The organism is Demequina activiva, from assembly GCF_016862815.1.
Taxonomy (GTDB): Bacteria; Actinomycetota; Actinomycetes; order Actinomycetales; family Demequinaceae; genus Demequina; species Demequina activiva.
Genome location: NZ_BONR01000001.1, coordinates 209,892 through 236,711, shown reverse-complemented (window position 1 = coordinate 236,711; position 26,820 = coordinate 209,892). Strand labels below are relative to the sequence as shown.

28 protein-coding genes, 2 tRNA genes and 1 other RNA gene are annotated in these 26,820 nt (G+C 71.3%); 22 read left to right on the top strand and 9 right to left on the bottom strand.

Going from position 1 to position 26,820, the window contains the following annotated elements; genetic code table 11:
* Positions 1–19 precede the first annotated feature (19 nt).
* The 5 genes from Dac01nite_RS01165 to Dac01nite_RS01145 all read left to right on the top strand — a co-directional run bounded on the left by Dac01nite_RS01165 (position 20) and on the right by Dac01nite_RS01145 (position 5,169).
* Positions 20–598 carry an NADPH-dependent FMN reductase gene (locus tag Dac01nite_RS01165; protein ID WP_203652948.1) on the top strand — a complete coding sequence of 193 codons (579 nt, stop codon included), beginning with the start codon at positions 20–22 and terminating at the stop codon, positions 596–598.
* Between the two features lie 128 nt (positions 599–726).
* On the top strand, positions 727–1,500 hold the full coding sequence (locus Dac01nite_RS01160; RefSeq protein ID WP_203652947.1) for a nucleoside phosphorylase: 774 nt from the start codon (positions 727–729) through the stop codon (positions 1,498–1,500).
* 78 nt (positions 1,501–1,578) lie between these two features.
* Positions 1,579–1,946: a transfer-messenger RNA gene (gene ssrA, locus Dac01nite_RS01155) on the top strand.
* Between the two features lie 309 nt (positions 1,947–2,255).
* Positions 2,256–4,085 carry a bifunctional metallophosphatase/5'-nucleotidase gene (locus Dac01nite_RS01150; RefSeq protein WP_203652946.1) on the top strand — a complete coding sequence of 610 codons (1,830 nt, stop codon included), beginning with the start codon at positions 2,256–2,258 and terminating at the stop codon, positions 4,083–4,085.
* Positions 4,086–4,212: 127 nt separating this feature from the next.
* Positions 4,213–5,169, top strand: coding sequence for an aldo/keto reductase (locus tag Dac01nite_RS01145; protein WP_308438263.1), 957 nt, complete (start codon positions 4,213–4,215; stop codon positions 5,167–5,169).
* 9 nt (positions 5,170–5,178) lie between these two features.
* Here the strand turns inward: Dac01nite_RS01145 and Dac01nite_RS01140 are convergent, their stop codons facing one another.
* Entirely contained in the window at positions 5,179–6,252 is a 1,074-nt protein-coding gene (locus Dac01nite_RS01140) for a fatty acid desaturase family protein (protein WP_203652944.1), read from the bottom strand.
* A 253-nt stretch (positions 6,253–6,505) separates the two neighbouring features.
* On the opposite strand from Dac01nite_RS01140, the gene Dac01nite_RS01135 reads away from it, so the two are divergent.
* The 11 genes from Dac01nite_RS01135 to Dac01nite_RS01085 all read left to right on the top strand — a co-directional run bounded on the left by Dac01nite_RS01135 (position 6,506) and on the right by Dac01nite_RS01085 (position 14,819).
* A complete protein-coding gene (locus Dac01nite_RS01135) occupies positions 6,506–7,471 on the top strand; it encodes a calcium/sodium antiporter (RefSeq protein WP_203652943.1) in 966 nt (321 codons plus the stop codon).
* 81 nt (positions 7,472–7,552) lie between these two features.
* A complete protein-coding gene (locus tag Dac01nite_RS01130; RefSeq protein ID WP_203652942.1) occupies positions 7,553–8,329 on the top strand; it encodes an ABC transporter ATP-binding protein in 777 nt (258 codons plus the stop codon).
* On the top strand, positions 8,311–9,912 hold the full coding sequence (locus tag Dac01nite_RS01125) for a hypothetical protein (RefSeq protein ID WP_203652941.1): 1,602 nt from the start codon (positions 8,311–8,313) through the stop codon (positions 9,910–9,912). The genes Dac01nite_RS01130 and Dac01nite_RS01125 overlap by 19 nt, the downstream gene beginning before the upstream one ends.
* Before the next feature lie 105 nt (positions 9,913–10,017).
* Positions 10,018–10,308 (top strand): DUF3039 domain-containing protein, encoded by a 291-nt coding sequence (locus Dac01nite_RS01120; protein WP_203652940.1) that lies wholly within the window; start codon positions 10,018–10,020, stop codon positions 10,306–10,308.
* 50 nt (positions 10,309–10,358) lie between these two features.
* A complete protein-coding gene (gene clpS, locus Dac01nite_RS01115) occupies positions 10,359–10,643 on the top strand; it encodes an ATP-dependent Clp protease adapter ClpS (RefSeq protein WP_239066440.1) in 285 nt (94 codons plus the stop codon).
* Positions 10,640–11,290, top strand: a complete 651-nt coding sequence (locus tag Dac01nite_RS01110) for a DUF2017 family protein (RefSeq protein WP_203652939.1) — start codon at positions 10,640–10,642, stop codon at positions 11,288–11,290. Before clpS ends, Dac01nite_RS01110 begins: the two co-directional genes overlap by 4 nt.
* On the top strand, positions 11,283–12,083 hold the full coding sequence (murI, locus tag Dac01nite_RS01105; RefSeq protein WP_203652938.1) for a glutamate racemase: 801 nt from the start codon (positions 11,283–11,285) through the stop codon (positions 12,081–12,083). The genes Dac01nite_RS01110 and murI overlap by 8 nt, the downstream gene beginning before the upstream one ends.
* 2 nt (positions 12,084–12,085) lie before the next feature.
* The gene (locus Dac01nite_RS01100) at positions 12,086–12,856 is read left to right on the top strand and encodes an MBL fold metallo-hydrolase (protein ID WP_239066505.1); all 771 of its coding nucleotides are present in this window, start codon (positions 12,086–12,088) and stop codon (positions 12,854–12,856) included.
* Positions 12,857–12,905: 49 nt separating this feature from the next.
* Entirely contained in the window at positions 12,906–13,640 is a 735-nt protein-coding gene (gene rph / locus Dac01nite_RS01095) for a ribonuclease PH (protein WP_203652936.1), read from the top strand.
* Entirely contained in the window at positions 13,637–14,263 is a 627-nt protein-coding gene (gene rdgB / locus Dac01nite_RS01090) for an RdgB/HAM1 family non-canonical purine NTP pyrophosphatase (RefSeq protein WP_203653722.1), read from the top strand. Before rph ends, rdgB begins: the two co-directional genes overlap by 4 nt.
* Positions 14,264–14,294: 31 nt before the next feature.
* On the top strand, positions 14,295–14,819 hold the full coding sequence (locus Dac01nite_RS01085; RefSeq protein WP_203652935.1) for a mismatch-specific DNA-glycosylase: 525 nt from the start codon (positions 14,295–14,297) through the stop codon (positions 14,817–14,819).
* A 4-nt stretch (positions 14,820–14,823) separates the two neighbouring features.
* On the opposite strand, the gene Dac01nite_RS01080 is transcribed toward Dac01nite_RS01085, so the two are convergent.
* Positions 14,824–15,366, bottom strand: coding sequence for a DUF4916 domain-containing protein (locus Dac01nite_RS01080; RefSeq protein ID WP_203652934.1), 543 nt, complete (start codon positions 15,364–15,366; stop codon positions 14,824–14,826).
* Between the two features lie 129 nt (positions 15,367–15,495).
* Between Dac01nite_RS01080 and trxA the strand changes: the two genes are divergently transcribed.
* Positions 15,496–15,864: a thioredoxin gene (trxA, locus tag Dac01nite_RS01075; RefSeq protein WP_203652933.1), complete on the top strand. Its 369-nt coding sequence runs from the start codon at positions 15,496–15,498 to the stop codon at positions 15,862–15,864.
* A 69-nt stretch (positions 15,865–15,933) separates the two neighbouring features.
* Here trxA and Dac01nite_RS01070 read toward each other — a convergent pair whose 3' ends face one another.
* The 3 genes from Dac01nite_RS01070 to bcp all read right to left on the bottom strand — a co-directional run bounded on the left by Dac01nite_RS01070 (position 15,934) and on the right by bcp (position 16,911).
* Positions 15,934–16,194 (bottom strand): TraR/DksA family transcriptional regulator, encoded by a 261-nt coding sequence (locus Dac01nite_RS01070; RefSeq protein ID WP_239066439.1) that lies wholly within the window; start codon positions 16,192–16,194, stop codon positions 15,934–15,936.
* 119 nt (positions 16,195–16,313) lie between these two features.
* Positions 16,314–16,395 (bottom strand) — tRNA-Leu (locus Dac01nite_RS01065).
* A 39-nt stretch (positions 16,396–16,434) separates the two neighbouring features.
* On the bottom strand, positions 16,435–16,911 hold the full coding sequence (gene bcp, locus Dac01nite_RS01060; RefSeq protein ID WP_203652932.1) for a thioredoxin-dependent thiol peroxidase: 477 nt from the start codon (positions 16,909–16,911) through the stop codon (positions 16,435–16,437).
* A gap of 93 nt (positions 16,912–17,004) precedes the next feature.
* Between bcp and Dac01nite_RS01055 the strand changes: the two genes are divergently transcribed.
* The 3 genes from Dac01nite_RS01055 to Dac01nite_RS01045 all read left to right on the top strand — a co-directional run bounded on the left by Dac01nite_RS01055 (position 17,005) and on the right by Dac01nite_RS01045 (position 22,198).
* Positions 17,005–20,886 carry an SCO7613 C-terminal domain-containing membrane protein gene (locus tag Dac01nite_RS01055; protein ID WP_203652931.1) on the top strand — a complete coding sequence of 1,294 codons (3,882 nt, stop codon included), beginning with the start codon at positions 17,005–17,007 and terminating at the stop codon, positions 20,884–20,886.
* Positions 20,887–20,974: 88 nt separating this feature from the next.
* Positions 20,975–21,047 (top strand) — tRNA-Lys (locus tag Dac01nite_RS01050).
* A 104-nt stretch (positions 21,048–21,151) separates the two neighbouring features.
* A complete protein-coding gene (locus Dac01nite_RS01045; RefSeq protein WP_203652930.1) occupies positions 21,152–22,198 on the top strand; it encodes an App1 family protein phosphatidate phosphatase in 1,047 nt (348 codons plus the stop codon).
* An 89-nt stretch (positions 22,199–22,287) separates the two neighbouring features.
* Here the strand turns inward: Dac01nite_RS01045 and Dac01nite_RS01040 are convergent, their stop codons facing one another.
* The 3 genes from Dac01nite_RS01040 to Dac01nite_RS01030 all read right to left on the bottom strand — a co-directional run bounded on the left by Dac01nite_RS01040 (position 22,288) and on the right by Dac01nite_RS01030 (position 24,831).
* The gene (locus Dac01nite_RS01040) at positions 22,288–23,289 is read right to left on the bottom strand and encodes a glycine betaine ABC transporter substrate-binding protein (protein WP_203652929.1); all 1,002 of its coding nucleotides are present in this window, start codon (positions 23,287–23,289) and stop codon (positions 22,288–22,290) included.
* Between the two features lie 148 nt (positions 23,290–23,437).
* On the bottom strand, positions 23,438–24,169 hold the full coding sequence (locus tag Dac01nite_RS01035; protein ID WP_203652928.1) for an ABC transporter permease: 732 nt from the start codon (positions 24,167–24,169) through the stop codon (positions 23,438–23,440).
* Complete coding sequence (locus Dac01nite_RS01030) at positions 24,166–24,831, bottom strand: ABC transporter permease (protein WP_203652927.1); 666 nt, start codon at positions 24,829–24,831, stop codon at positions 24,166–24,168. The genes Dac01nite_RS01035 and Dac01nite_RS01030 overlap by 4 nt, the downstream gene beginning before the upstream one ends.
* 88 nt (positions 24,832–24,919) lie before the next feature.
* On the opposite strand from Dac01nite_RS01030, the gene Dac01nite_RS01025 reads away from it, so the two are divergent.
* Positions 24,920–25,672: an ABC transporter ATP-binding protein gene (locus tag Dac01nite_RS01025; RefSeq protein WP_203652926.1), complete on the top strand. Its 753-nt coding sequence runs from the start codon at positions 24,920–24,922 to the stop codon at positions 25,670–25,672.
* On the opposite strand, the gene Dac01nite_RS01020 is transcribed toward Dac01nite_RS01025, so the two are convergent.
* Positions 25,662–26,429: a DUF4126 domain-containing protein gene (locus Dac01nite_RS01020; RefSeq protein WP_203652925.1), complete on the bottom strand. Its 768-nt coding sequence runs from the start codon at positions 26,427–26,429 to the stop codon at positions 25,662–25,664. The two genes, Dac01nite_RS01025 and Dac01nite_RS01020, sit on opposite strands and share 11 nt — an antisense overlap.
* A gap of 78 nt (positions 26,430–26,507) precedes the next feature.
* On the opposite strand from Dac01nite_RS01020, the gene Dac01nite_RS01015 reads away from it, so the two are divergent.
* Positions 26,508–26,795, top strand: coding sequence for a GlsB/YeaQ/YmgE family stress response membrane protein (locus tag Dac01nite_RS01015; RefSeq protein ID WP_239066438.1), 288 nt, complete (start codon positions 26,508–26,510; stop codon positions 26,793–26,795).
* Positions 26,796–26,820 lie beyond the last annotated feature (25 nt).

Sequence of the window (26,820 nt, the reverse complement as noted above, 5' to 3'; positions counted from 1 at the left end):
CACCGGGTAGCGTGGCGGCGTGGATTCCCTGAACCTTCCTGTGGTCTCGTGCAGCCTCGACCCAGCCAGCCTCAGCCGAGACCTGGCCCAGCGGGCGACGGAGGCCATCGTTCGTGCAGGGCACCGTTCCACCTTGGTGGACCTGGCCGACGTCGCGCTGCCGCACTTCGACAATCACGGGGTGTTCGAGGACGATGCCTTCGCCGCGCTGTACGGGCTCATCGATGATGCCGATGGGATCGTGCTGGCCTTCCCCATCTACAACTGGGCCCCGTCCGCCGTCGCCAAGTCCCTCGTCGAGTCCACGGGGGCGACGGGCGACGGGCGGCGATCCGCGTGGTTCGACAAGGTCGTGACGTTCGTGTGCGCGGCGGGCCTGCCGCACAGCTACATGGCCACCGGCGCCCTGGCGAGCTCCCTGATGATGGACTTCAAGTGCGTGGTGAATCCGTACGTCGCGTACGTCTCCGGCCGCGACTGGGACGAGGACATGCTGGGCGCCGATCGCGCCGCGCGACTGGAGAAGACCATCAGCGTGCACATCGAGCTCGCTCAGCTCCTGAGTGCCAGGACCTACACGTCGGACTGGGAGGTCTGATCGCGCGCCGCCATGACGACGGACGCAGGTCACACGGACGAAACCTCGGCTCGCTAGCATCGGCCCCACGCAGGCCCTTCGCTAGGGGAGCGCCGCTCCCCTCGGGTCCTGCCCCGGAAGGTCTCACGATGTCCGAGTCCACCATCGTCGACAAGTCCACCGCAGGGCGCGACGCCCGCCAGTACCACATCGGCATCGCGCCCGGCGAGGTCGGCACCGTCGCCCTCATGCCGGGCGATCCGTTCCGTGTGCCGTTCGTGGCCGAGTTCCTCACCGAGGTGCGGGAGGTCGCCCACAACCGCGAGCATCGCACCATGACCGGGATGTACAAGGGGCGTCTCATCACCGCCACGAGCACCGGGATGGGATGCCCGTCCACCGCCATCGCCGTCGAGGAGCTCGCCCGCGTGGGGGTGACGTCATTCATCCGCGTCGGCTCCTCCGCAGGCCTGCAGCCGGGCGTCGCACCCGGCGACCTCCTGGTGAGCGAGGGGTCGCTGCGCAACGACGGCACGACGGCCGCGTACGTGCATCCGGGCTATCCCGCAGTGCCCGACCTTGCGATCACCTCCGAGCTCGAGCGCGTGGCTCGAGAGCTGAGCGAGGTAACGGGGCGCTCCGTCCACGCCGGCCTGAGCGCGTCGGATGACGCGTTCTATGCGGAGGGCCCGGAGTGGATCTCCCAGCTGAGCGAGATGGGGATCCTCAACGTCGAGATGGAGGCCTCCGCCATGTACGTGGTGGCGCGCCTGCGGGGCCTGCGGGCGGGGATGATCTGCGCGTGCTCCTCCAACCTGGTGGCGGGGGAGAGCCTGTACGACGAGGGCAACGCGCGGCTCAAGGACGGCTGGATGGCGAGCATCGAGGTGGCGCTCGACGCCGCCGTGAACCTGGAGCTCTAGCGCGGCTTCGCGCAGGGCGTACGGGGCGCCGTTGAGTCGTGTCGTGCCTGCGACGTACACTGGAGTCACAACTGCACAGGGGATGATCGGTTTCGACGTGTGTGCTTTCCTCAGGGGAAGCGGGCCGAGAACGCTGAGTTATCTCGTTAACGTCCTCAGCAAACCAATAGGTGCCGATTCCAAGCGCACCGACTTCGCCCTCGCTGCCTAAGCGAGCCTCGAAGTCCGTCAGCCCAGGCTAGTTCCCGACCTGGTCCCTGGCGTCATCTAGGGAACTTGCTCCACCCTCTCGTCACCGGGGGGTGGGGGACTTCACGGTGACTGGGGCTATCGCACAGCTTGTCTGGAGGTCGTGCGGGTCCGAGACACTGCTCATTCAGACTGCGCCCGGAGAATACCTGTCGTCGTACATGCGGACGCGGGTTCGATTCCCGCCATCTCCACGCTTTCATCCCTGTAGGTGACCGAGAGGCCGCCGCACCGAGCGATCGGTGCGGCGGCCTCTCGTGTGCCCGGGGCGCGTCGCCGGGACCATCCCCGGAGCGAGATTCTGAGACCGCGACGCCCCCGCGTGGGCCGAGCGCTCCGTGCTCAGCGCTGCGCATGTCGAGGGCGTGAACGCGCCCTGAACCTTCGCGCTCAGCGATGGCGTCTGAGACCGACCGCATGTACGTTTCGTCATGTATGCGGCATTTCGCCGCAGGCAGCGGTGCCCGCGCCCGCGGGCACGTCGACGACGACGAGGAGATCACCCCATGAACCGCACGTCTCGGAGGGCCACGCGACTCGTGGCCGCGGCTGCAGCCGTCGCAGCGCTCGCGCTGGCGGCACCTGGCGCCGCAGTCGCCGCCAAGGACGACCATCGCCCCTCGGGGCCGGCCGGGTGGCACGGCAGCAGCGACGGCTACGGCCATGGGCACGGGCCCGGCAAGGGCCACGGCCCCGGCAAGGGTCACGGCCCCGGCAAGGGCTCGGGTCCGGTCCAGGACGTCCAGATCCTGTCCTTCAACGACTACCACGGCCACATCGAGTCGCCGGAGAGCGACGAGTTCTACGGGACCGAGGATGTGGGCGGCGGCGAGTACCTCGCCTCGATGCTGGACGAGCTGCGCGAGGACGCGCCCAAGGGCCGGTCCCTCACGGTCGCGGCCGGCGACCTCATCGGCGGCTCGCCCTTCCTGTCCGGACTCTTCCACGATGAGCCCTCGGTCGAGTCCCTCGAGGCGATGGGCCTGGACGTGTCCGGCGTGGGCAACCACGAGTTCGACGAGGGCACCGAGGAGCTGCTGCGCATGCAGTACGGCGGCTGCCACCCCGTGGACGGCTGCTACTTCCCGGACGCGCCCTACGACGGCGCGGACTTCCCGTGGCTCGCGGCGAACGTGGTCAACAAGGACGGCTCCGGAACGCTGCTGCCCGGGACGACCATCGAGAAGGTCGCAGGCATGAGGATCGGCTTCATCGGCATGACCCTGGAGGACACCCCGACGCTGGTGAGCCCCGCAGGCGTGGCATCCGTCGACTTCCTCGACGAGGTCGAGACGGCGAACGCGGAGGCGGCCAAGCTGCAGGCCCGCGGAGTCGAGGCGATCGTGGTGCTGCTGCACGAGGGCGGCATCCCGGTCGACGGCGGCGTCAGCCAGTGCGACGGGGTCTCCGATCCCATCGAGACCATCGCGACGAACATGGACGCTGCGATCGACCTGGTCGTGACGGGCCACACGCATCAGCCCTACGTGTGCGAGTTCGACGATCCGGACGGCAACCCCCGTCTGGTCACCTCCGCGGCGTCGTACGGCATGGTCGTGACCGAGACGACTCTCGCGATCGATCGCCGCACCGGCGATGTGGTCCGTGACCGCAGCAGCGCTCAGAACCACATCGTCGCGGGCGTCGAGGCCCACCCGGAGATCACCGCCATCGTCGAGAAGTGGGACGCGCTGTCCGGACCCATCGCCGCGCGCGTGGTCGGCTCCGTCACGGAGGACATCACGGGCGACTCCAGCGGCAACCGCGGCATCGAGACGCCCATGGCGGACCTCGTCGCGGACGCCATCCTGTGGGGCACGGACGGTGCCGACGAGGGAGGGGCCCAGATCGCCTTCATGAACGTGGGCGGTGTGCGTGCAAGCCTGACGCTCGCACCCAAGTACGATGAGGCCTCCGGCGAGGTCACCTACGCGGAGGCGTACGACGTCAACCCGTTCGGCAACCTCATCGTGACCGTCGACATGACGGGCGCGGACATCAAGGCGGCGCTCGAGCAGCAGTACGTGCCCACGCGCAGCCGTCAGTACCTCGCCCTGGGCGTCTCGGAGGGCTTCTCCTACACCTGGGACGACTCGCAGCCCCAGGGCAGCAAGGTGGTCGCAGGAACGATGGCGCTGAACGGCGAGCCGATCGATCCCGCCCAGACCTACCGCGTCGCGCTGTACAACTTCCTGGCCGACGGCGGCGACAGCTTTGGCGCCTTCACCCAGGGCACGAACCGCCTGGGCGGTCCCGAGGACCTCGCGAACTTCGTGGACTACCTCGAGTCCAACCCGGGGCTCACGGCTCCCGCGGACCGCGTCGACGGTCTGTGATCGGCGGTCTGTGATCTCCTGACCTGAGGGCGAGCGGCGCCGGGCATCTGCTCGGCGCCGTTCGCGCGTCCGGGCCCTTCGCGAGGCACGGAGCGGGGCGGGCGGCGCGGCAGGTAGCGTGGCGGGCGTGGAACAGCGTCGCCTGGGATCAGCACCGTTCACCGTCTCCGCCGTCGGCTTGGGCTGCAACAACTTTGGCCGCACCGGTGCCGCGTCCGCCTCGCAGGAGGGAACGGATGCGGTGATCGCCGCAGCGCTCGACGCTGGCGTGACCTTCTTCGACACCGCGGACCTCTACGGCGGCGAGTGGGGAGTGTCGGAGACGCTCATGGGCAACGCCTGGAAGGGCAGGCGCGACGAGGCGATCGTCGCGACCAAGTTCGGGTTCACCGAGGTCGACACCCCGCTCGACCGGCTGGGCGCCAAGGGCTCGCGCGCCTACCTGCGCGCCGCGTGCGCGGCGTCGCTCGAACGCCTGCAGACAGACCGCATCGACCTCTTCCAGCAGCACCAGCCGGATCCCGCCACGCCCATCGGGGAGACCGTGGCCGCGCTCCAGGAGCTCGTGGAGGAGGGGAAGATCCGTGCGTTCGGCGTCTCCCAGTTCAGGTCGACTCAGCTGGACGCGGCCGCTGCGGCGGCCACGGCGGCAGGCGCCTCCGGCATCGCGTCGAGCCAGGACGAGCTGAGCCTGATCGCGCGTGCGGTGGAGCGTGACGGGCGCCTGGCCGCGGCCGAGCGCATCGGCGCGGGCTTCCTGCCGTTCTTCCCGCTCGCGAACGGCCTCTTCACGGGCAAGTTCTCGCGTGACGACATGCCTGCGGACTCCCGCATCGCGCGCCAGCGCCCGCACATCGCGCAGGACGCGGACTGGGACGCGATGGAGGCGTACGCGGCGCTGTGCGAGCAGTGGGGCGTCACGATGCTGGAGGCGACGCTGGGCTGGTTCCTGTCGCGCGCGGTGGTGTCGTCAGTGATCGCCGGCGCCACCCGGCCCGAGCAGGTGACCCAGAACGCCGCTTCAGCCACGTGGCGGCCCACGTCGGATCAGGTCGTGCAGATCGACGCCCTGTTCCCTGGCTGAGACCTGCGGCTAGCGCCCCATCGCGACGCGCTCGGGGCAGTCGAACGGATCGCGGGCGGCGAGGCCCACGCGGTTGAGGTAGGCGATCACGATCGCGTACGACTCGACGAGCGTGGTCTCGGTGTACGGGACCTCGTGAGCCTCGCAGTACTCGCGGACGATCTCGCGGGTGCGGCCCAGGTGCGGGCGCGCCATGTTGGGGAACAGGTGGTGCTCGATCTGGTAGTTGAGCCCGCCCATGAGGATGCTCATCGCCCAGCCGCCGGAGACGTTGCGGCTCGTGAGGACCTGCTTGGACAGGAAGTCCATCTTGGTGTCCGCGTCGACGATCATCATGCCCTTGTGGTTGGGGGCGAAGGACGCTCCCATGTAGACGCCGAACACGGCCATCTGCACGCCGATGAACGCGAACGCCATGCCCAGCGGCAGGAACAGGAAGAGCGGCACCAGGTACAGGCCGAAGTGGAGGGCGATCATGGGCAGCTCGGTCCAGCGCTGCTTGCGGGTGCCCTGGGTCACGAGCGAGGCGACCGAGCGGTAGTGGAGGTTGAAGCCCTCCATCGTCAGCAGCGGGAAGAACAGCCATCCCTGGCGCTGGTTGATCCAGCGGATCACGCCGGTGGTCTTCGCGGCGTCCTCCTCGACGAACGTGATGGTGTCCTGCTCGATGTCGGGGTCGGCGCCGCGCTTGTTGGGGTTCGCGTGGTGGCGGGAGTGCTTGTTCATCCACCACTGGTGGCTGATGCCCACCACCAGCGCGCTCAGGATGCGGCCCAGGCGATCGTTCGCGGGGCCGGAGACGAAGATGGTGCGGTGAGAGGCCTCGTGGCCCAGGAACGCGACCTGCGTGAGCACGATGCCGAGCGCAGCGGCCATGAGCAGCTGGAACCACGAGTCGCCCAGGAGGATCATGCCGGTGATGACTCCGCCGAGCGCGAGCACCAGCGCAGCGCCAAAGATCGCGTAGAAGGTGTACGAGCGCCGCAGCAGCCCGGTGTCCCGCACGGTCGCAGCCAGCTCGGTGAAGCGGTGCGTGATGGGGTTGGACGGGTAGCGCGGGGCCGTGGCCGGGGTGTTGGTCATGCGTCTCCAGAATTCGGGGGCGTCCGACTTCCCAGCCGTTGCCAAGCGTGCACCGTCGATGGTGCGGATGTGACAACCCTACGCGAGCGTAGGTTGGTTGTCACACCCCCTTGCGGGGGATTTCTCACAGCGCCGGTGCGAAGGTCCGCGTCCAGGCGGCGCCCTCTCGCGCGTGCCGCGCGCGCACGAGCGCCATGCTCCCGAGGCGCGAGGGACGGGCGCAAGGGACGCCTCCGCCGCTACGCTCGTGCCCATGCTGGTCCCCATCCTCGCCACGCTCGGCGGCCTCGTCGCCCTCGCATGGAGCGCCGACAAGTTTGTCATGGGCGCCGCGACCGTCGCCCGCTATCTCGGCATGGCGCCGCTGCTGATCGGCATGATCGTCATCGGCTTCGGCACCTCCGCGCCGGAGATGGTCGTGTCCGCCTTCGCGGCGGCGGACGGCGCTCCGGAGATCGCGCTGGGAAACGCGTTCGGCTCGAACATCGCGAACATCGGACTCATCCTCGGAGTCTCCGCGATCCTGCTGCCGATCATCGTCAAGCGCGGCATCCTGCACAAGGAGCTGCCGCTGCTGGTCGTGGTCACCGGCATCGCGTGGATGCTGATGAGCGACGGCGAGCTCTCGACCGGGGACGCAGGGGTGCTAGTGCTCCTGCTCGCGGTCCTGCTCACCTGGCAGATCATGAGCGCCCGCCAGCACCAGGGGGACGATCTCGAGAAGGACGTCGAGCGCTCCACGGGCGACCGCGCCATGTCCAAGCGCGCCGCCTGGACATGGCTGGTGGTGGGCGTGGTGCTGCTGGTGCTGTCCTCCCGGCTGCTGGTGTGGGGCGCGGTCGAGATCGCGGAGTCGCTGGGGTGGTCGGACCTGGTGATCGGCCTCACCGTGGTGGCGATCGGCACGTCCGCTCCCGAGCTGGCCTCCGCGATCGCCGCCGTGCGCAAGGGTGAGAACGACCTCGCGCTGGGCAACGTCATCGGCTCCAACCTGTTCAACACGCTGGGCGTGGTGGGAATCGCCGGGCTCATCGCTCCCGCCGTGGTCAGCGACGAGCTGCTGACGCGGGACCTGCCCATGGTGATGGGCATGACCCTGCTGGTGGTGATCTTCGGGTTCCGCTGGAGGCGTGACGGACGCATCAACCGCGTCGAGGGCGTGGCGCTGCTCGTGCTCTGGATCGCCTACACCGCGTACTTGGTGCTCAACCCGTCCTGACGCGGCCGCGCCCTGCGCGCGCCCTGTGACGTTGCCCGCACGGAGGGCGACCACCGGCGGGCGCGGCCGTAGGCTGGCCGCATGCCGTCCCCTCCTCCGGCCCCTGCATCGGCCCTGTCCCTGCGCGGCCTGCACAAGAGGTTCGGTGCGACCGTCGCGGTGGCCGGAATCGACCTCGAGATCCCCACGCACAGCTTCTATGGCGTCGTGGGCCCCAACGGCGCCGGCAAGACCACCACGCTGTCGATGGCCACCGGCCTGCTGGAGCCGGATGCGGGCGGAGTGCTGGTGCACGGCGTCGACCTGTGGCGCGAGCCTGCCGCCGCCAAGCCGATGCTCGGGGTCCTGCCCGACGGCCTCCATACCTTCGACCGCCTCACCGGCGCGGAGCTCATCAGCTATGCCGGGCTGCTGCGCGGCATGGATCGCGACGTGGTGCGCGAGCGCCGCGACGATCTGCTGGCGGCGCTGGACCTGCGCCAGGCCGGCTCGACGCTGGTCACCGACTTCTCTGCGGGGATGACCAAGAAGATCGCTCTGGCCTGCGCGCTCGTGCATGCGCCGCGAGTGCTGGTGCTCGACGAGCCGTTCGAGGCGGTGGACCCGGTGAGCGCGGGGGCGATCCGCCGCATCCTGCAGTCCTTCGTGGCCTCGGGCGGCACGGTGGTGCTGTCCTCGCACGTCATGGCGCTGGTGGAGCGGCTGTGCGATCACGTGGCGGTGGTGGGCGGCGGCCGGGTGCTCGCGGCGGGAGCCATCGACGAGGTGCGGGCCGGCCAGGACCTCGAGGACCGCTTCGTGGGGCTCGTCGGGGATGTCGCGGACTCCAGGGATCTCGCGTGGTTGCGACAGTCCTGACGCTGAAGTACCGCGTGGTGCGCCATCAGCTGATGCGCGAGTGGTGGCGCGCGCTGCTGCTCGTGGGCGGAGCGGTGTGGTCGCTGTCGCTCATCCCGGCCGCGTTCTGGATGCAGCGGATGCTGTCGCTCGAGGTCGCGGACGTGCGCTCCCAGATCCTGGTGGGCGCGGCCGCCGTCTGCATCCTGGGGTGGATCGTGGTGCCGCTGCTGGTGACCGGGCTCGAGGACACGCTCGACCCGGGACGCTTCGCGATCTTCGGCGTGTCGGCGCGCTCCATCATGCCCGGCCTCACCATCGCCGCCGCGCTCACCGTCCCCGCGCTCTTCTTCATCGCGGTGTTCATGATCCTGGCCGGGTCGTGGCGCTACGACGGCAGCGGTGTCGTGGCGCTCGCCGTGGTGGGGTCGCTGCTCACGGTCGCCCTGATGGCCCTCGGCGCCCGGGTCGCGGTCGCGTGGAGCACGCGTGCCCTGCGCTCCCGACGCACACGCGCGATCGCGCTCGTCACGGTGGTCGCATCGCTCGGTGCCGTGGCTCCCGCGGGGTTCATCGTGCTGCGCGCGGGCATCGAGTCCGCGGCCTCCTACGAGCTGCCGGTGGTGCTCGAGTGGCTGGGCCGCACTCCGGTGGGCGCCGGGATGGTCGCTCCGGAGGCGCTCGCCAGCGGCGACGCCTGGGGCGCGGCGTGGCGCGTCGCGATGATGGTCGCGGCCGTCTGGATCCTGCACCGGGCGTGGCAGGACAACGTCGCGTACACGCTGGTCCACCCCCTGCATCGCGGCGGCGGCGCCCAGCGCCGGTCCGATGCGGTGCTCGCCGGAGCGGCGCGAAGGACCCTGTGGGGACCGCTCGGCTCCGACTCCGCCACCCGCGCGGTGCGCGCCAGGGCGCTGCTGTACTGGGCCACCGATCCGCGCTACCTGGTGGGCTCGGTGGGAGTGGTCGCGCTGCCGCTGGTGTTCTTCGGTCTCGTGGTGCCCATGCTCGACCTCGATCCGCGGTGGGCGTTCGGTGCCCCCGTGATCCTCGCCGCATCCATCGGCTGGGGCCGTCACAACGACGTCGCGTACGACTCGAGCGCGCTGTGGATGGACGTGGTGGCCGGGCGCATCGGCAGGCAGGTGATGGCCGCGCGCACCCAGGCGGTGCTGGTGTGGGCGCTGCCGGCAGTGGGGCTCGCGGCCCTGGCGATCCTCGCGTGGTCCCGGCTGTGGGAGGTGGCTCCCGGCCTGATCGGCGCATGCGTGGGCGCGCTGGGGGCGACGCTCGGCATCTCTGCGGTGACGTCCGTGGTGCTGCCGTACCGAGCCCCGGGGCCCGGGGAGAACCCGTTCGGCGCGGAGGTGGGCTCGGTGGGAGCGAGCCTGGTCGCGCAGCTGATCTCCGGAGCGGCGATGTTCGCGATCCTGCCGCTGGTCACGGCGCCGTTCGTGCTGGCGCTCGCGGTCGATGCTCGTTGGGGCTGGGTGGCGTTGGTGACCGGCGTGGTGCTGGGCGTCGCGGCGTGCGTGGCGGGGGTCCGGGTGGCGGGCTCGTGGTACGACCGTCGCTCGGGACGCCTCCTGGCGGGCGTGTCCTGAGTCCCTCGCGGCCTCCGAGCGCGGCCTGCCGTCCCCGTCCCCAGGGCCAGGACCGGGTCGCCGATGCCTGATGCCGGACGCGGGAGTGCGTCGTACACTGGCCGCATGAGCGAGACCCTCGAGCCACAGCCCCAGACCGGAGCTCCCCAGGGCGGCACCGCGACCATCGAGCGCGTCGAGCAGCGCGAGCTCGCGGAGCCCGGCGATGCCGAGCGCTTCGCGCACTACGTGAAGAAGGACAAGATCATGGAGTCGGCGCTGTCCGGCGACCCCGTGATCGCCCTGTGCGGCAAGGTGTGGGTCCCCGGCCGCGACCCGAACAAGTTCCCGGTGTGCCCGCAGTGCAAGGAGATCCTCGACGCGGCCTTCGGCAACGACGGCAACGGGGACGACTAGGCGAGCCCAGCCTCCCCACCCGTCGCGCGCATCGGCCGTAGGCTAGACGCGTGACCCAGGAGGAGCTCGAGCGCGAGGGCGCCGTCGCGACACGCACGGCCGATGCGTGGGTCACCATCGTGTGGAACGACCCCGTCAACCTCATGAGCTACGTGACGCACGTGTTCCAGACCTACTTCGGACTCAGCCGCCACGACGCCGAGGCCCGCATGCGCGAGGTGCACGAGCACGGCCGCTCCGTCCTGAGCACCGGCGGCCGCGAGAAGATGGAGGTCGATGTGCAGGCGATGCACGGGTACGGCCTGTGGGCCACCCTCCAACGGAGCGGCGAATGAGGGGCTTCCAGGCGCGCGGCGCGGCGGCGGTGGCCGAGCTCGACGACGAGGAGCGCATGGTCGTGGCGCGCATCGTCGCAGACGTGGGGCTGCTGCTGGGTGGCGAGCAGTTCGGGATGGCGGACCCGGGGGCGCAGCACGCTCGCGACGCCGACGACGAGATGGATGGCATCTTCGCGCACCTGAAGGGCCTCGAGGAGTCCCTGGCGGAGCCCGACGACCCCGCCGTGCTGCGCCTGCTGCCCTCTGCCAGTCGCGACGATCGCGACGTCGCGGACGAGTTCCGTCGCCTCACGGAGGGCGACCTGCGCGACCTCAAGGTCGCCCGCCTGCGGACCATGTGGGAGCAGCTGAGCGAGGACGGCCCCGAGTGGGAGATCGATGCCGCCGAGGCGATGCCCACGGCTGCAGCGCTCACCGACGTGCGCCTGGTGCTGGCCAGCCGGCTCAGCCTCGACACGGATGAGGACGCCGACCGCCTCCACGGCGAGATCGAGCTGGCGACCCACGCCCTCGACACGGATGCGGACGACGACCTGGGGATCGACCCCGAGCGCGTGTGGCTCGGCATGCTCTATCAGGCGCTCACCTGGCTGCAGGAGTCCCTGGTGCAGTACGCGATGACGGCGGAGGACGCGGATGAGTGACGCCCCCATCGGGGTCTTCGACTCCGGCGTGGGGGGCCTGACGGTCGCCCGCGCGATCATGGACCAGCTGCCCCACGAGTCCATCCACTATGTAGGTGACACCGAGTACGGGCCCTACGGACCGCTGCCCATCAGCGACGTGCGCCGCCACGCGCTCGCGATCATGGACGCGCTGGTCGAGGACGGCGTGAAGATGCTGGTGATCGCGTGCAACACCGCCTCCGCGGCGGTGCTGCGCGACGCTCGCGAGCGCTTCTCGCGCGAGCGCGGCGTGCCGGTGGTCGAGGTGATCGTCCCCGCGGTGCGTCGCGCCGCAGCGCTCACCAAGTCCGGCCGCGTGGGCGTGATCGGCACCACGGCGACCATCACCTCTGGCGCCTACGACGACGCTCTCGCGGCCGCGCCGGACATCACGGTGCACTCGCAGGCGTGCCCGCGATTCGTGTCGCTGGTCGAGGACGGCATCACGTCCGGCCCCGCAGTGATCGACATCGCCAGGGAGTACCTCGCTCCGCTGCAGGAGGCGGACGTGGACACCCTCATCCTGGGCTGCACGCACTACCCGATGCTGCAGGGCGCGATCGGCTACGTCATGGGGGAGAACGTGACTCTCGTGGACTCCGCGACGGAGACCGCGATCGACGTCTACCGCGCGCTCACCGCCAACGGCCTGGAGCGCTCGCCGGACTCCGTGGCCCGGCATCGCTTCAGCGCCACGGGCGAGCGCGGGCGCTTCGAGGCCCTGGCGCAGCGCTTCCTGGGCCCCGTGGTGTCCGAGGTGGTGCCCCTGTGAGCATGGAGCTCACCATCGTGGGATCCGCGGGCTCGACCGCCGGACCCGACAGCGCCGCCTCCTGCTACCTGCTACGGCACACGGACGATGCAGGACGCACCTGGCGGCTGGTGCTCGACCTGGGCTCAGGTGCCGTGGGTCCTCTGCAGCGGTACTGCGAGCCGGCGCGCGTGCACGGCGTCCTGATCTCCCACGGCCACCCGGACCACTGCGCGGATGTGGGCGCGCTGAGCGTGCTGCGTCGCTACGGTCCCACGAAGGACGAGGGCCTGCCGCGGATCCCACTCCTGGGCCCTCCGGGGATCGACCGGCGGGTGCGCGAGGTCGCCGGCGATCCTGATGGCGCGGACATGGACCCCTTCGACTACCGTCCGCTCGAGCCCGGCGACATCGCGAGCATCGGTCCGTTCACGATCGAGACCGCGCGGGCGTCTCACCCGGTGCCGGCGCTCGCCTCCCTGATCTCGGCGGGGGAGTCGACGCTGCTCTACACGGGCGACACCGACCGGTGCGCGGAGGTGGACGCGCTCGCCGCGCGGCCCGGCGTGAGCGCGATCCTGGGCGAGGCCGGCTGGGCCCACCGAGAGGTCAATCCTCCCGGCGTGCACATGAACGGCGATCAGGTGGGCCGCATGGCGGCCGAGGCAGGCGTGGAGCGACTGATCGTCACCCACATCGCCTCGTGGGTGGAGCCGGAGGCCACGATGGCGGCCGTGCGCGAGCACGTCCCGAGTGCCGTGCTCGCTCGACCGGGCGAGGTCCACACGTTCTGACGGCGAGCATCGGCCGGGCGCGCCGCGCCGTCGCCGTTAGGCTCGGACCATGACCTCCCCCACCCGCGCGGACGGCCGCGCCCTCGACCAGCTCCGCCCCGTGACCTTCGAGCGCTCATGGCTCGACTCCGCCGAAGGCTCGTGCCTCGTGACCTTCGGCGGCACCCGCGTGCTGTGCGCCGCGTCCTTCACGCCCGGCGTCCCGCGCTGGAAGAAGGGCTCCGGCGAGGGCTGGGTCACCGCCGAGTACGCGATGCTGCCGCGCAGCACCAACACCCGCAACGACCGCGAGTCCGTGCGCGGCAAGATCGGCGGCCGCACGCACGAGATCAGCCGCCTGATCGGCCGCTCGCTGCGCGCCGTGATCGACGTCAAGGCCCTGGGCGAGAACACCATCGTGCTCGACTGCGACGTGCTCCAGGCCGACGGCGGCACGCGGACCGCAGCGATCACCGGCGCCTACGTGGCGCTGGCCGACGCGATCGCCTGGGGCCGCGCCAACGGCGCCATCAAGCGCGACGCCTCCCCGCTGACGGATTCGGTGTCCGCGATCTCGGTGGGCATCATCGACGGCACGCCCATGCTGGACCTGCCGTACGTCGAGGACGTGCGCGCTGAGACGGACATGAACGTGGTGATGACCGGCTCCGGCGGATTCGTGGAGGTCCAGGGCACCGCGGAGGGTGCGCCGTTCAGCAAGGCCGAGCTCGACGAGCTCCTCGCGCTCGCCACCGCAGGCAACGCCGAGCTGGCCCGCCTGCAGGCCGAGGCGCTGGGAGCCTGACCGTGGCCGTCCTCGCGATCGCGACCCGCAACGCGCACAAGGTGGACGAGATCTGGGCGATCCTGTCGCCGCTGCTGCCGCACGTGCACCGGGAGGAGGTCGCCTCCGCGCTCGACCTGGACGCCCCCTCGCCCGTCGAGGATGGCGTGACCTTCGAGGCCAACGCGCTGATCAAGGCGCGCGCGCTCGCTGCCTCGACGGGGCTGCCAGCGCTCGCGGACGACTCCGGCATCGCCGTGGAGGTGCTGGGCGGATCGCCGGGGGTGTTCTCCGCGCTCTGGGCGGGCGCCCATGGCGACGACGACGCCAACCTGCGTCTCCTGCTCGCCCAGCTCGCGGACGTTCCGGACCAGCACCGCGGCGCGGCGTTCGTGTGCGCCGCCGCGCTGGTGCTTCCGGACGGCCGGGAGTACGTGGAGGTGGGTCGCATGGAGGGGCGCATCGTGCGCGAGGCGCACGGCGACGGAGGGTTCGGCTACGACCCCATCTTCGTGGCGACGGGCCAGGAGGTCTCCAACGCTCAGCTGAGCGCGCAGGCCAAGAACGAGATCTCGCACCGGGGCGCCGCCTTCCGCGCCATGGCGCCCCACGTCGCCGCCGTGCTCGCCGAGCCGGGGCGCTGAGCGGGCCAGCGCATCGGCCGTCCTGGGTGACATGACCGTCCTGCCCGACCACCTCGCGCCAGGGCTGCGCGTGGTGTTCTGCGGCACGGCGCCGGGCCTGATCTCCGCAGCGCGCGGTCACTACTACGCCGGGCCTGGCAACCGCTTCTGGCCTTTCCTGCACGAGGCCGGATTCGTCCCAGAGCGGCTGGAGCCCACGGCCGATGCGCGCGTCACCGAGCACGGGATAGGCCTGACGGACCTGGTCAAGACCATGGCGCAGAGCCACGACAAGGGACTGCCGTACGACGTCCCTCGCCTCGAGGCCGCGATCACGCAGCACCGGCCGCGCTGGCTCGCCTTCACCTCGAAGGAGGCGGGCAAGGCGGCAGCTCGGCACCTGGGGGAGAGGCCGCCGGGCCTGGGCGAGCAGGACTGGACCTTCGGGGGAGCGCAGGTGTTCGTGCTGCCGAGCCCGAGCGGCCGCAACCAGGGCCGCGCGAGCTACGACGGGCGGCCCACGCGCCTCGAATGGTGGCGCGAGCTCGCCGTACTGGCGCGACAGCGGGAGGAGTGACGCCCTACGGCAGCACTCCGCAGTGCGCGAGCGCCTGGCGCAGCAGGTGATGCTGGCCGCCCGTCATGTCGCGCGCGACGTCCTCGCTCGCGGCCTCCTCCGGGCTGAGCCACACGATGTCGAGCGCGTTCTGGCTGGGCTCGCAGTCGCCGTCGACCGGCACCACGAAGGCCAGGGCGACAGCGTGCTGGCGCGAGTCGTGGAAGGCGCCGAAGCCCTCGGTGGGAAAGTACTCGGCGACCGCGAACGGCGTGGGGCTCGACGGGATCCTGGGCAGTGCGACGCCGCCCAGGTCCTTCTCGAGGTTGCGGATCAGCGCATCACGGATGCGCTCGTGCCGCAGCACCCTGCCGGCCACCAGCGCACGAGAGATCGCATCGTCGTCCGCCCGCAGCAGCAGTCCCACCTCCGTCACCTCTCCAGCCGCGTCCGTGCGCACCGGGATGGCGTTGACGTACAGGATGGGCAGCTCTCCGCGCACGTGCTGCAGCTCGCGATCGCTGAGCCAGCCGGACGGTTCAGGGGGCATCTCCGCCATGTCAGTCATGACTCATTTCTACCCCGGCAGCGCGCACTGTTCAGGACGCGCGCCGGAGCGTGGCACGCTGGCGTGGAATACCCCCGCACTCATGCACGTTACGCGGGACACGGGGAAGCTATTGAGGAAGGAACCCCCATGGCAACTGTTGAACTGACCACTGACAACTTCGAGAAGACCGTGACGCAGGAGGGCATCGTCCTCGTCGACTTCTGGGCGGAGTGGTGCGGCCCGTGCAAGCGCTTCGCGCCGATCTTCGAGCAGTCCTCGGAGACCAAGCCCGAGATCGTCCACGCCAAGGTCGACACGGAGGACCAGCAGGAGCTGGGCGCTCAGTTCGGGATCACCGCGATCCCCACACTGATGGCCTTCCGCGACGGCATCATGATCTACAACCAGGCCGGTGCGATGGCCGGCCCCCAGCTCCAGAGCCTCGTCGAGCAGATCGAGGGCCTGGACATGGACAACGTCCGCGCGCAGATCGCCGAGCAGCAGGCCGCTCAGTAAGCGGTCCGCGCTCACGGGACGACGGCCCCGGCACCCTTGCGGGGGTGCCGGGGCCGACGTACGTCCTGCTCAGCGCGCGCACGCCACGCAGCGCTCGCGCCACGGCCGGGCCTCCAGCTGCGCGAGGGGGATGGGCGCGCCGCAGGTCGCACAGGTGCCGAACGTGCCATCAGCCAGTCGAGCCTGAGCGGCCTCCACGCGTCGCCGCTCTGCGCGGGCAGTCTCGAGGAGCCCGGCCAGCATCGACCACTGGGAGGAGAGAGTGACGCCCTCGGGGTCGTGCTCGTCGTCGTCGAACTCGCCGCGGCGTGCCTGCGTGACCGCGGACACCTGCGCCTCGAGCTCGTCGATGCGCGACGAGGTGCGCGACTGATGCTGGTCGAGACTCAGTCGCAGTGCGGCGAGCTGGCTGGTGTCCGTGGGCGGCTCTCCAGGGTTGTCAGGTCGAGTGCGCGAGGGGGGACTTGAACCCCCACGTCCGTGGACACTGGAACCTAAATCCAGCGCGTCTGCCAATTCCGCCACTCGCGCGTGGCCACCAGGATACGGTCGGACCTGGTGCGGCAGGCGCTAGGCGGCGTCGAGCCCCACGTCACGGCGCAGCTTCGCCACGTGCCCGGTGGCCTTCACGTTGTACTGCGCGAGCTCGACGGTGCCCTCGGGGTCCACGACCACGGTCGAGCGGATCGAGCCCTCGACCTCCTTGCCGTAGAGCTTCTTGGTGCCCCACGCCGCGTAGGTCTCCTGGATGGCGCGGTCCTCGTCCGACACGAGGGTGAAGGTCAGGCCCTCCTGCTCGCGGAACTGCGCGAGCTTCTCCGGCGAGTCCTTCGAGATGCCCACGACCTCGTAGCCGGCGGCGTTCAGCGCGTCGAGAGAGTCGCGGAAGTCGCACGCCTGCGTGGTGCAGCCGGGCGTCATCGCGGCGGGGTAGAAGTACAGGATCACGTGCTTGCCACGCAGGTCGGACAGCGTGAAGGTGCCGGTGTCGGTCGCGGCGGTGAAGTCGGGTGCGGTATCGCCCTGGGCGAGTCGGTTCTCGGTCATGACACCACGGTAGCGCGGCGAGTTCTCCACAGTGCCATTGCGGTGGCTTCGCCCGCGTCGGTACTGTCCGAGCAGCCAATGCTTGGGGGATCGATGACGAACAGCCTGCTCGGAGCGTGCCTGGTGTGCGAGGCGCCTGCGACGCGCGGCGACCGCTGCGCGCAGTGCGGCATCGCCTTCGCCCACCCCAGCTACGTCGCGATGCAGCAGGCCGATGCGGCGATCCGCCAGTGCGACGACCGCTGGCGCGAGCTGTGGGCCGTGCGCGAGCAGTGGGTCCAGCACCGGCGCATCTCCCTCGAGCACGCGCGCGCCGCCGTCGAGGCGCGCCCCGCCCCGCCGGTCCATGCGGCGGCTGGCTCAGGCGCGTCCGCGCCCCGGCCCGCGGCGGGCGAGGACACGGCATCTGCTGGCGCAGCACCGGGCTTCACCCGTGCGGCGGCTTCGGGGGACGCCGCTGCTGCGCCGGCGCCCGCGACGACTGTGGACGCCGTGCACGTCCCCGCCGGCGCGACGGCCGGCGCAGCCGCCGCTCGGCGGTCCCGCCTGACCGCGCCCGTGATGCTTGGCGTGGGCGGCGCGGCGCTGCTCATCGCGTCCGCGATCGTCTTCATCGCGGTGACGTGGACGACGCTGGAGCCGGCGCTCCAGGCGCTCATGGTGGGCGCACTGGCCGCTGGCGTGGGCGTGCTCGCGGTCTGGCTGGACCGGCGATCCCTGAGCGTGTCCGCCGGCGCCGTGGGCGTGGTGTCGATGGCGTTCGCCTCAGTCGCAGTGGTGGCGCTCGACCGCGACTTCGCGGTCCTGGGCGGGTGGGGTGGAGCGGTGGTGCTCGCGGTCGCCTCCACCGTGGGTCGCGTCCTGCATCGGCTGCGCGTGGACTGGACCGGCATGACGGCGGCGCTCGCCGCGGCGCTGGCCGCGTTCTGGGGCGCCGTGGGCAGCGCAGCCGAGATCGGCCCGTGGGGCGGGACGGAGCTGCTGACCTTCGTGGTGGCCGCGGCGGTCCTGTCCGGAGCCGTCGCAGCCCTGAGCTGGGTGTGGTCGCCGCCTGCCGGCGCCACGGTGCTGCGGTGGAGCGCGGTCGCACTTGCCTCCGCGGCAGGGCTCGCTGCGCTCGCGGCCCCGTTCGACGGCGCAGAGCCCGTCGCCGTGGCACTCGCGGGGGCGGCTCCCGTCGCTGTGCTGACCGCGCTCGCCCTGCGTTGGACCCGCCTCGCGCTCGCGCCCCTGCCGGCGCTCGTGCCTGCATGGTGGGCCGCCGTCGCGCTCGCGGGCAGCGACGAGGATCCGGCAGCGGCGTTGCTGGCAGGCGCGGGCGCGTGGGCGGTGCTGATGCTCGTCGCGACCCGCTCAGGCGCGACGCGTCAACGGGTGACGCTCGCAGCATCGGTTCCCGTGGGCGCGTGGTTCGCACTGACCGCGCTCGTGGTGCTTGGCGACGCGGCCGCCTGGACCCTGTCTGCTGCCACCAGCGCGGGAGTGCAGGCGCAGATGGGGGACTGGATCGCGCAGCCCGCCGTGCTCGGAGTGCTCGGCCTGGCGATTGCTGCATCCGCCACTGTGTTGGTGCGGTGGTGGCGTGTCGCGGCCGCTTGGAGCGTCCCCGCGCAGGTCACAGGCGCGTGGCTCGCCGTCGCCGCCGCGGCGTCCGCGCCGGCACTCGCCGGCTCGAGCCCCACCGTGATCGCCCTCGCCGTCGTGGGTGGTGGCGCGGTGCTCGCCGCGGCGTGCCGCGTGTGGAGCGCCCCCGCCGCCCGCTGGACGGCCGGGCTGGGCGGCCTCTCGCTCGGCCTTGTCGCGGGCATGCTTTCCGCATGGCAGGGCGCCGTGGTGGACCCCTGGGCCCTTGCCGTGGGCGCCGTCGCGGTGGCCGCGGTCGCCGCAGGGATTCGCTGGCAGCCGCGCGTCGCGAGTGCTCCCGCGATCGTGCTGGCGAGCGTCGTGGCCGGAGCGGCGGGCTGGGCGCTGTCCGGGACTCGGACCGGCGTGATCGGCGTGGCCGCCGGTGTCGCAGTCGCGGCACTCGCGGCGCTGCGGTGGACGCGGCCGGCGTGGGCGCTCGTGGCTGCGGCGGGAGCGATCCCCGCCCTGGCCACCGCCGCCGTCGTGGTCGTGGTCAGCGTGGCGAGCTCGGTGATCGCCCTCCTCAGCGGCGGCACCGATGGCGGCGCGTCGTGGTGGACCTTCGTGGCCGCCGGGCTGGTGGGGGCGGGCGCGACCCTGGCGCGCGACCTGCCGGGTCTCGAGGATGGCGATCGGGAGCCCCTGGACGGCATCACCGCGGGCGCGGCGCTCGCCGTGCCGCCCGTGGTGCTCGGCGCGATGGTCGCGACGTTGCCGGCCACGACGGGGCGCGAGGCCGCAGCGCAGTCGCTGTCCGCGACGACGGCCGTCGCGCTCGCGGTCGCCGCGAGCATGCTCCCCAGGGGCCTGCTCTCGAGGACCGTGCGGGTGGGATCGATGGCGTGGCTGTCGGTGCTCACCGTGGTGGCCGCCGGACGCCTCGCGGACCTCGAGTCCTCGCTGATGCCCGGAGCTCTCGTGCTGCTCGCGCTGGTGGTCGTGCAGATCGCGATGGCGGTGCGGTGGCCCCGGCTGGCAGCGGCCAGCGCCGCTCTCGCCGTCACGGTTGCGGCCGCAGCGGTGCCCGCGGCTGCCGGGTGGAGCACGATCGAGGCGGTGGCGTGCGGAGCCACGGCCGTGGCCGTCGCAGCGTGGGTGGCGACGCGGCTTCCGGCCCCCGTTCGCACGCGGGTGCTGCTCGGTGCAGCCCCGATCGCCGTCGTCGCAGGCTTCTGGTTCGTCGGCGCAGCGCTCGGATCGTTCGCCGCGGCCTACGACCAGGCCTTCGCCGACGTCCCGCGCGCCCTGCCCGAGTGGTCGTACGCGGTGCTCGCCGGCGCGGTCGTGGCGGCGGCAGCCGCCTTCAGGTGGATACGCCGGCACGCTCTCGCGGAGATCACGGGGGTGGGCGCATTCGTCGCGTCGCAGGCACTTGCGCTGCCCGCCACGTGGATCGTCCCGGCGGCCCTGGGTGCGGCGCTGGTGGTCGCGGGGATGCTGCGGTTCCGGTTGAGGCGACTGCGCGGCGCCGGTGTCGCGGTGATGCTCGCCGCGATCCCGTGGGCCGCGGTCGATGAATGGAGCGCCGGGCTCACCGCGGTGCTGGCCGGCCTCGCGCTCACCTGGGTGTCGGCGGCGACGCCGCGCCGCTGGCCGCTGGCCGAGCTCAGCGGGGCTGCGGTGCTCGGAGCGCTCGGCGCGGGCCTTCTGCTGGCGACCGCGGCATCGGTCGAGGCGGCGCTCATCGGTGCGCTCGTGGTGGGCTCGGCGGCGGCACTGGCTCCCTGGATGGCGCGCCGTGACCGGACCGCTGTGGCCCGCGTCTCGCTTCTTGCCGCGCTCACGGTCGGGTGCGCCGCGTGGTCTCCCACGCAGTGGGGAGCGGGCCTGGTGCTGCTCATCGCCGCAGCGGCATGGTGGGCGCTGCGGATGCAGGGCTGGCGTCCCGCATGGTGGGTCAGCGCCGGCGCCGCGAGCCTCGGCATCGCGATGCTGCTGTCGAGCGCGAACGCCACGGTGGTCGAGCTCTACGTCGCGGCGCCCGCGGCGATCGCGCTCGTGGTCGGCGTACGAGCCCTGCGGCGCGACGCGCAGATGCCGTCGGTGCGGGCCCTGGCCCCGGGCCTGGCCATCGTGCTCGTGCCGAGCCTGATCGCGCTCGCCCTCGAGCCCGCCTCGCTGGGGCGCACTCTCGGTCTCACCGCTGGGGTGCTCGCGCTCGCGATCTGCGGCGCTGCGCTGAAGTGGCTCGCGCCCATCGGCGCGGCGGCCATCGCCGCCGTCGCAGTGTCGCTCACGCAGGCGAGCGCGAGCGATGCCGTGCTCTCGCGGTGGATCGCGTTCGCGCTGGTGGGCGGTGTGCTGATCGCGCTCGCGGCGACCTTCGAGAAGATCCGGGGCATGCGGTAGCCGGGCGGAGCCCTCTCGATTTTCCAACCCCGGCACCCTCCTGCTAAAGTTGTCTTTCGCACCGCGCGGCATGACGCCCGCGAGGCGAGCACCTCTAGCTCAATTGGCAGAGCAACTGACTCTTAATCAGTGGGTTCTGGGTTCGAGTCCCAGGGGGTGTACCGCAGACGAAGGCCCGGCCCCCGCAGTGGGGGACCGGGCCTTTCGCTTGCCGCCACGCTCGGCCGCGTCCGTCACGCGTGCGCCGTCGGGCTACCGTGGGCCCATGAGGTCTGCGCGCAGCGTCGGTGAACGTGTGAACGCCGTGGCCATCTCCACCGTGCACCGCGCGGAGACGAGCGTGCGTGATGGGCTCGCGCGGCTGGCCAGGGCGCGCGGCTGGACGCCCGCGGTGCTGCCGTACTCCGGGTACTCGAGCGGGACCTCCGCGCGCGTCCTGTGCCGGGTGGTGCTGGCTCCGCCCTCGTTCGATCTCGAGAGGCACCGCGGCATGCGCGGCTGGCGCCAGCTCCTGACGCTCGAGCATCCGCATGCGGATGTCTCGATCTCCCTGGGCGACGCGCGCCTCACGGCGACCACCGACGCATCGGGCATCGTGGACGTGCAGATGGACCTGGAGCACCCGCTCGCGCCCGGCATCGCTCGCGCATTCCTGACGGTGCCGCATCGGGACGCGGTGGAGGCGCACATCCACGTCTTCGCCGAGGAGCCGGTCCGCGGGGTGGTCTGCGACATCGACGACACCGCGTGGGTCACCGGACTGGCGCATCCCTTCCGTGCGGCGTGGCGAACGCTGCGGGGCACGAGCAGCTCACGGCGATCGGTTCCCGGCATGTCGGACCTCATCGCGGAGACCGTCCGCGGGGAGCGCTCACCGGGAGTCGTCTACGTCAGCAACGGCCCGTGGAACTTCGTAGGAGTCATCACGCACTTCCTCGACCTGCAGGGATTCCCGCCAGGCCCCGTGCTGCTGACCGACTGGGGCGTCACCCCCACGCGCTGGTTTCGCGACGGCAAGGCGCACAAGACGACCACCATCGCCCGCCTCATGGAGGAGCTGCCGCATGTGACGTGGGTGCTCGTGGGCGACGACGGCGAGCACGACCCTGACATCTACCAGGACGCCGCGAGAGCGCACCCAGGACGTGTCGCGGCGATCGTGCTGCGGCGCGCCGGGCTCAAGCACGTGGGCGACGACGTCGAGAGCGTTGGCAGGGTACCGGTGGTGCGCGGCGACGACGGCGATGCGCTGCTGCCGCTCCTGCGCGAGGCCCTGCAGGATCAATCCGCGTCGACGAGCGACCATCCCTGAGAGCGGCGCGCGCGCGTCGCGTCCCTGACCCTGACAGCACGAAGGCCCGGCCCCCGCCGAGGGGACCGGGCCTTGTGCGTGCAGGATCGTCAGCTGGTGGCGAGAGCGCCGTCCGACGAGAACACCAGGCCCACCGCGACCTCACCGGTGGTGATGGCGGTCTTGGTCAGCGGGCCGCCGGCGTCGAGCGAGCGGAACTCCGCGACCTCGATGCCGTAGGTGCTCTCGAGTCCCGGCTGGCAGAACGGACGCTCGGGGCACTCCGGGGGACCGCCCAGCACGATGCCCTCGCAGGACTCGGCGAGCTCGCTCAGCGAGGTCACGCCGTACTGGTCGACGAAGCCCTGCGTGGTGGCGAAGGCGTTCTGGTCCTGAGCGGAGGCAGCCGCGCCCACCGCCAGGCCACGCTCCTCAGCCAGCGGCTCGAGGGCCGCGACGGTCTCCGCGATGTCTCCCGAGGCGACCACATTGTCCACGTCGCCGTCGAGGAACTCGGCGAACGTCGCCGCGTACTCCGGCACGATGTCGATCTCGCCGGACTCGAGCGCCGGGAGGTAGGTCTCGCGGTTGCCGATCTCGCGCACCTCGGTGCTGTAGCCGGCCTGCTCGAGCACATCCGCGTAGATCTCCGCGAGCGTGATGTTCTCGGTGAAGTTCGCGGCGCCGATGGTGAGGTCGCCCGAGCCGGTCGCCTCGACGGAGATGCCCGCCTGCTCCACCCACTCCTGAGCGACCTCCTGCGAGGTGCGGCGCTGGACGTCGACCTGGTTGTTGAGCTCGATCAGCATCTCCGTGTCCAGCGCAGAGGAGACGGCGTCGAGGGCCGCGAGGACGTCCTCGCTTGCGGCGTCCGCGTTGAGCGCGGGGATGATGTTGTCCGAGTTCTGCAGCTGCATGTCGTCCTCGAGGACCACGAGCTGCTCGCCGGGCACCGGCAGGCACTCCTGCGCCATGGCGGACTCCGTGGTGGCGCCTGTGGGCTCCATCGAGCCGCCGTCCGAGGGCTCGGCGTCGGTGTCGCCGGAGCTACAGCCGGCCAGGGTCAGGGCAGCGATGGCGAGCGCTGCGAGGGGTGCGGTACGGGTGCGCATGAGGACTCCTCGTGTCGGGGACTGTCAGGGTGAGCAACCACCCCGCGTCCCGGTTTCTTCCCAGGTGTGCCGACTACCAGGCTAGGTGCCAGCGGTCGAGAATGCGAGGGTGGCCGGCGCCACTCCGCGGGACGGCCGATGCAGGGGCTCAGACGGCGCTGGCGGCCGCCTCGCGCAAGGGGGCGGGAGTGACGGCTCGCTGGAGTCGTGACATCACTGCGTCCGTGAGCAGCGCGAGGGTGCCCACGAGCACCGCTCCCGCCAGCACCTCGCCATAGCGCTGAGTCGCGAGGCCCCGGTTGATGATGACTCCCAGCCCGCCCCCGGCCACCAGGGCGGCCAGCGGCACGGTCGCGACGGTCTGCACCGTCGCCGTGCGCAGGCCCGCAGCGATGAGGGGGATGGCGAGCGGAAGCTCGACGCGGGTCGCCACCTGGAAGCGCGTGAGGCCCTGGCCCAGCGCCGCCTCTCGAATGTCGGGATCCACGTCCGCCATGCCGGTGAAGGCGTTGGTGAGGATGGGCGGGAAGGCGAAGATCGCCGCCGCGAGGATGACCGCCTGGTTGCCGAAGCCGATGGCCGAAGCGGCGAACAGGGTCAGGAGTGCGAGCGTGGGCATGGCGCGCGTGACGTTGGAGACCACGACGGTGGCGCTGCCGCCCTTGCGCACGTGGCCGAGGTAGACCCCCAGAGGGAGCGCGACGATCACCGCGAGCGCCACGGCGGCGAAGCTCATCCACAGGTGCTCCAGCGTGAGCGCGATGATCGAGTCCTGCGCGAAGCGCCAGCCGCCGTCGAAGGTGGGCGTGGTGATCCCGTTGGCGCCGGTCCAGTTGGTCCACGTGGTGAGGTAGTCCCACGCATCCGTGATGGTGCTCATGCGACCGCCCTCCTGCGTGCCCACGGCATCGCGAGCCGGCCGGTGAGGGCGAGCATCAGGTCAAGCACCAGCGCGAGCACCAGGCACAGGATGGTGGCGGTCATGATCTGGGCACGGTAGTCCGACTGCAGCCCGCGGAACATCAGCTGCCCCAGACCGCCGTAGCCCACCACCACGCCCACGGTGACCAGGGCGACCGTGCTGACCGCCGCGATGCGCAGGCCGGCGATGATCGAGGGCAGCGCGTTGGGCAGCTCGACCTGCAGCAGCAGGCGGGTGGGCGTGTATCCCAGTCCGCGCGCGGCATCGGTCACATCGCGGTCGACTCCCTGGAGGCCCACCACGATGTTGCGCACCAGCACCAGCAGCGCATAGGCGACGAGTCCGATCAGCACGGTGGTGCGGCCGATGCCCGTGAAGGGTGCCAGCAGCCCGAACAGCGCGAAGGAGGGGATCGTGTACAGCACGCCGCTCACGCCCATGATGGGTCCGGACAGTCGCGGGATGCGACGCGCGATCACCGCGAGCGGGAAGGCGATGGCGAACGCGATCAGGAGGGCCTGAAGGGTGAGCGTGGTGTGGATGACGAGCTGACTCGACACCTCCTCCCAGTTGCGCTCGAGGTAGTCGAGCGAGAACCACGGGTTCTCCGGCGCGTCCATCTGCCCGACGCTACAGGGATCGCGCCGCCTGCGCGAGCATCGCGAGCGGCACTGGGGCCGGACGGAGGGTCCAGGGTACGGTGGCCGCATGGACCACGCCGGCATCACGTTCGACCACGTGCGCAAGGAGTACCCGGACGGCACGGTCGCCGTCGAGGACCTGTCCCTCGAGGTGACGCCGGGGGAGATTCTGTGCCTCGTGGGCCCCTCGGGCTGCGGGAAGTCCACCACCCTGCGCATGGTGAACCGACTGGTCGAGCCCACGTCCGGCACCATCACCGTGGATGGGGCCGATGTGATGGCTCAGGACGTCGTGGAGCTGCGGCGCTCGATCGGCTACGTCATCCAGCACGTAGGCCTGTTCCCTCACCGCACCGTCGCCCAGAACGTCGCGACCGTTCCCGGGCTGCTGAAGTGGGAGAAGGACCGCACGGCCGCGCGTGTCGAGGAGCTGCTGGCGCTCGTGGGGCTTCCGCAGGAGACGTACGGCGACCGCTACCCGCATGAGCTGTCCGGCGGAGAGCGTCAGCGCGTGGGCGTGGCCCGCGCGCTCGCGGTCGAGCCTCCGGTGCTGCTCATGGACGAGCCGTTCGGCGCCGTCGATCCGCAGCGCCGTCGCAGCCTGCAGCAGGAGTTCCGTGACCTTCAGCGGTCGCTGGGGCTCACGGTGATGATGGTGACGCACGACATTCGCGAGGCGGTCATCCTCGCGGATCGCATCGCGGTGTTCTCGGAGGGCGGCACGCTCGAGCAGCTGGGCTCGTCGGAGGAGGTCGCTCAGTCTCCGGCGAACGCGTTCGTCGAGGACTTCCTCGCGGACTTCGGCGCGCTCAACGACTAGGGGGAGCGTCCCGCCCGTCGGCGGCCTCCGCGCTGTCTGCGCTGTCCGCGCCGGGAGCATCGGTGGCGCGGCCGCGTGAGAGCCGGCGCGGCTCGCGCCACTTCGAGCGCCACCACGCGACCATGCCGCCCTCGGCTTCCTGGGCCTCGCGCTCGAGACGTTCCTCCGCTTGGCGCATCTCGCGATGGCGACGCCGCCGGCGGCCGGTGGTGACGATGCGGTAGACCGCGATCCCGATGAAGATGAACACGCCGATCACGAGGATGGGCACGAAGATCGCGATGAGGCACAGGGCGACGGCGATCGCGTCCTCCGCGAAGGACGCCAGGGGAGCACCGGTGCCACCCGTCGTCGCATTGATCGCGGGCCGCGAGGCGGCCTTGGAGATGTGCGTGGTGAGCGCCACGACGGCGCCCACGAGCCCCGCGATCAGCGGGTTGTCCTGCCAGAAGTTCGACTCGTCCACCACGGTCGACGCGGCGGTGGCGGCGAAGATCACGCCGCCGACGAGCGGCCTGACCATGGTCTGGATCAGGTCGTTGACGTGGTCGACGCCGGGGATCTTGTCCAGGATCAGCTCCGCGACCAGGAGCGCGAGCGAGATGATGATCGCGGGCCAGGACTGGAGCCATTCGAGGTGCTCGGGCAGCTGGATGAACTCGGTGAAGCGCGCGAACACTCCCACGAGGACCAGCGGGATGAAGGCGTTGAGGCCTGCCGCTGCCGAGAGACCGGCTCCGGTGAGCGCTGCGAGCATCGAGACCTCCATTCGTCGTGCCGGCGTGACCGGTCAACGATAGCCTGCGAAGGTCAGCGACCGCTGACAGTGGTCGGGATGAGAGGCATGGCCATGGGGTTCTGGGACATCATCGGACTGATCTTCGCCGGACTCGTGGTGGGAGCGCTGGCCCGGCTCTTCCTGCGCGGGCGCCAGGACATCAGCATCATCGTGACGATCCTGCTGGGCATCGCGGGCTCGCTCGCGGGGGCGTGGCTGTGGCGCTGGCTCGGGGGCGACGACACGTTCGGCATCGACTGGATCGCGTTCTTCATCGGGATCGCCGTCGCTGCTGCGCTGATCTCGATCTATGTGGCGATCCGAGGCAGAGCGCGCAGTCGCTGAGCTGCGGGCCCCACGGATACGCGAA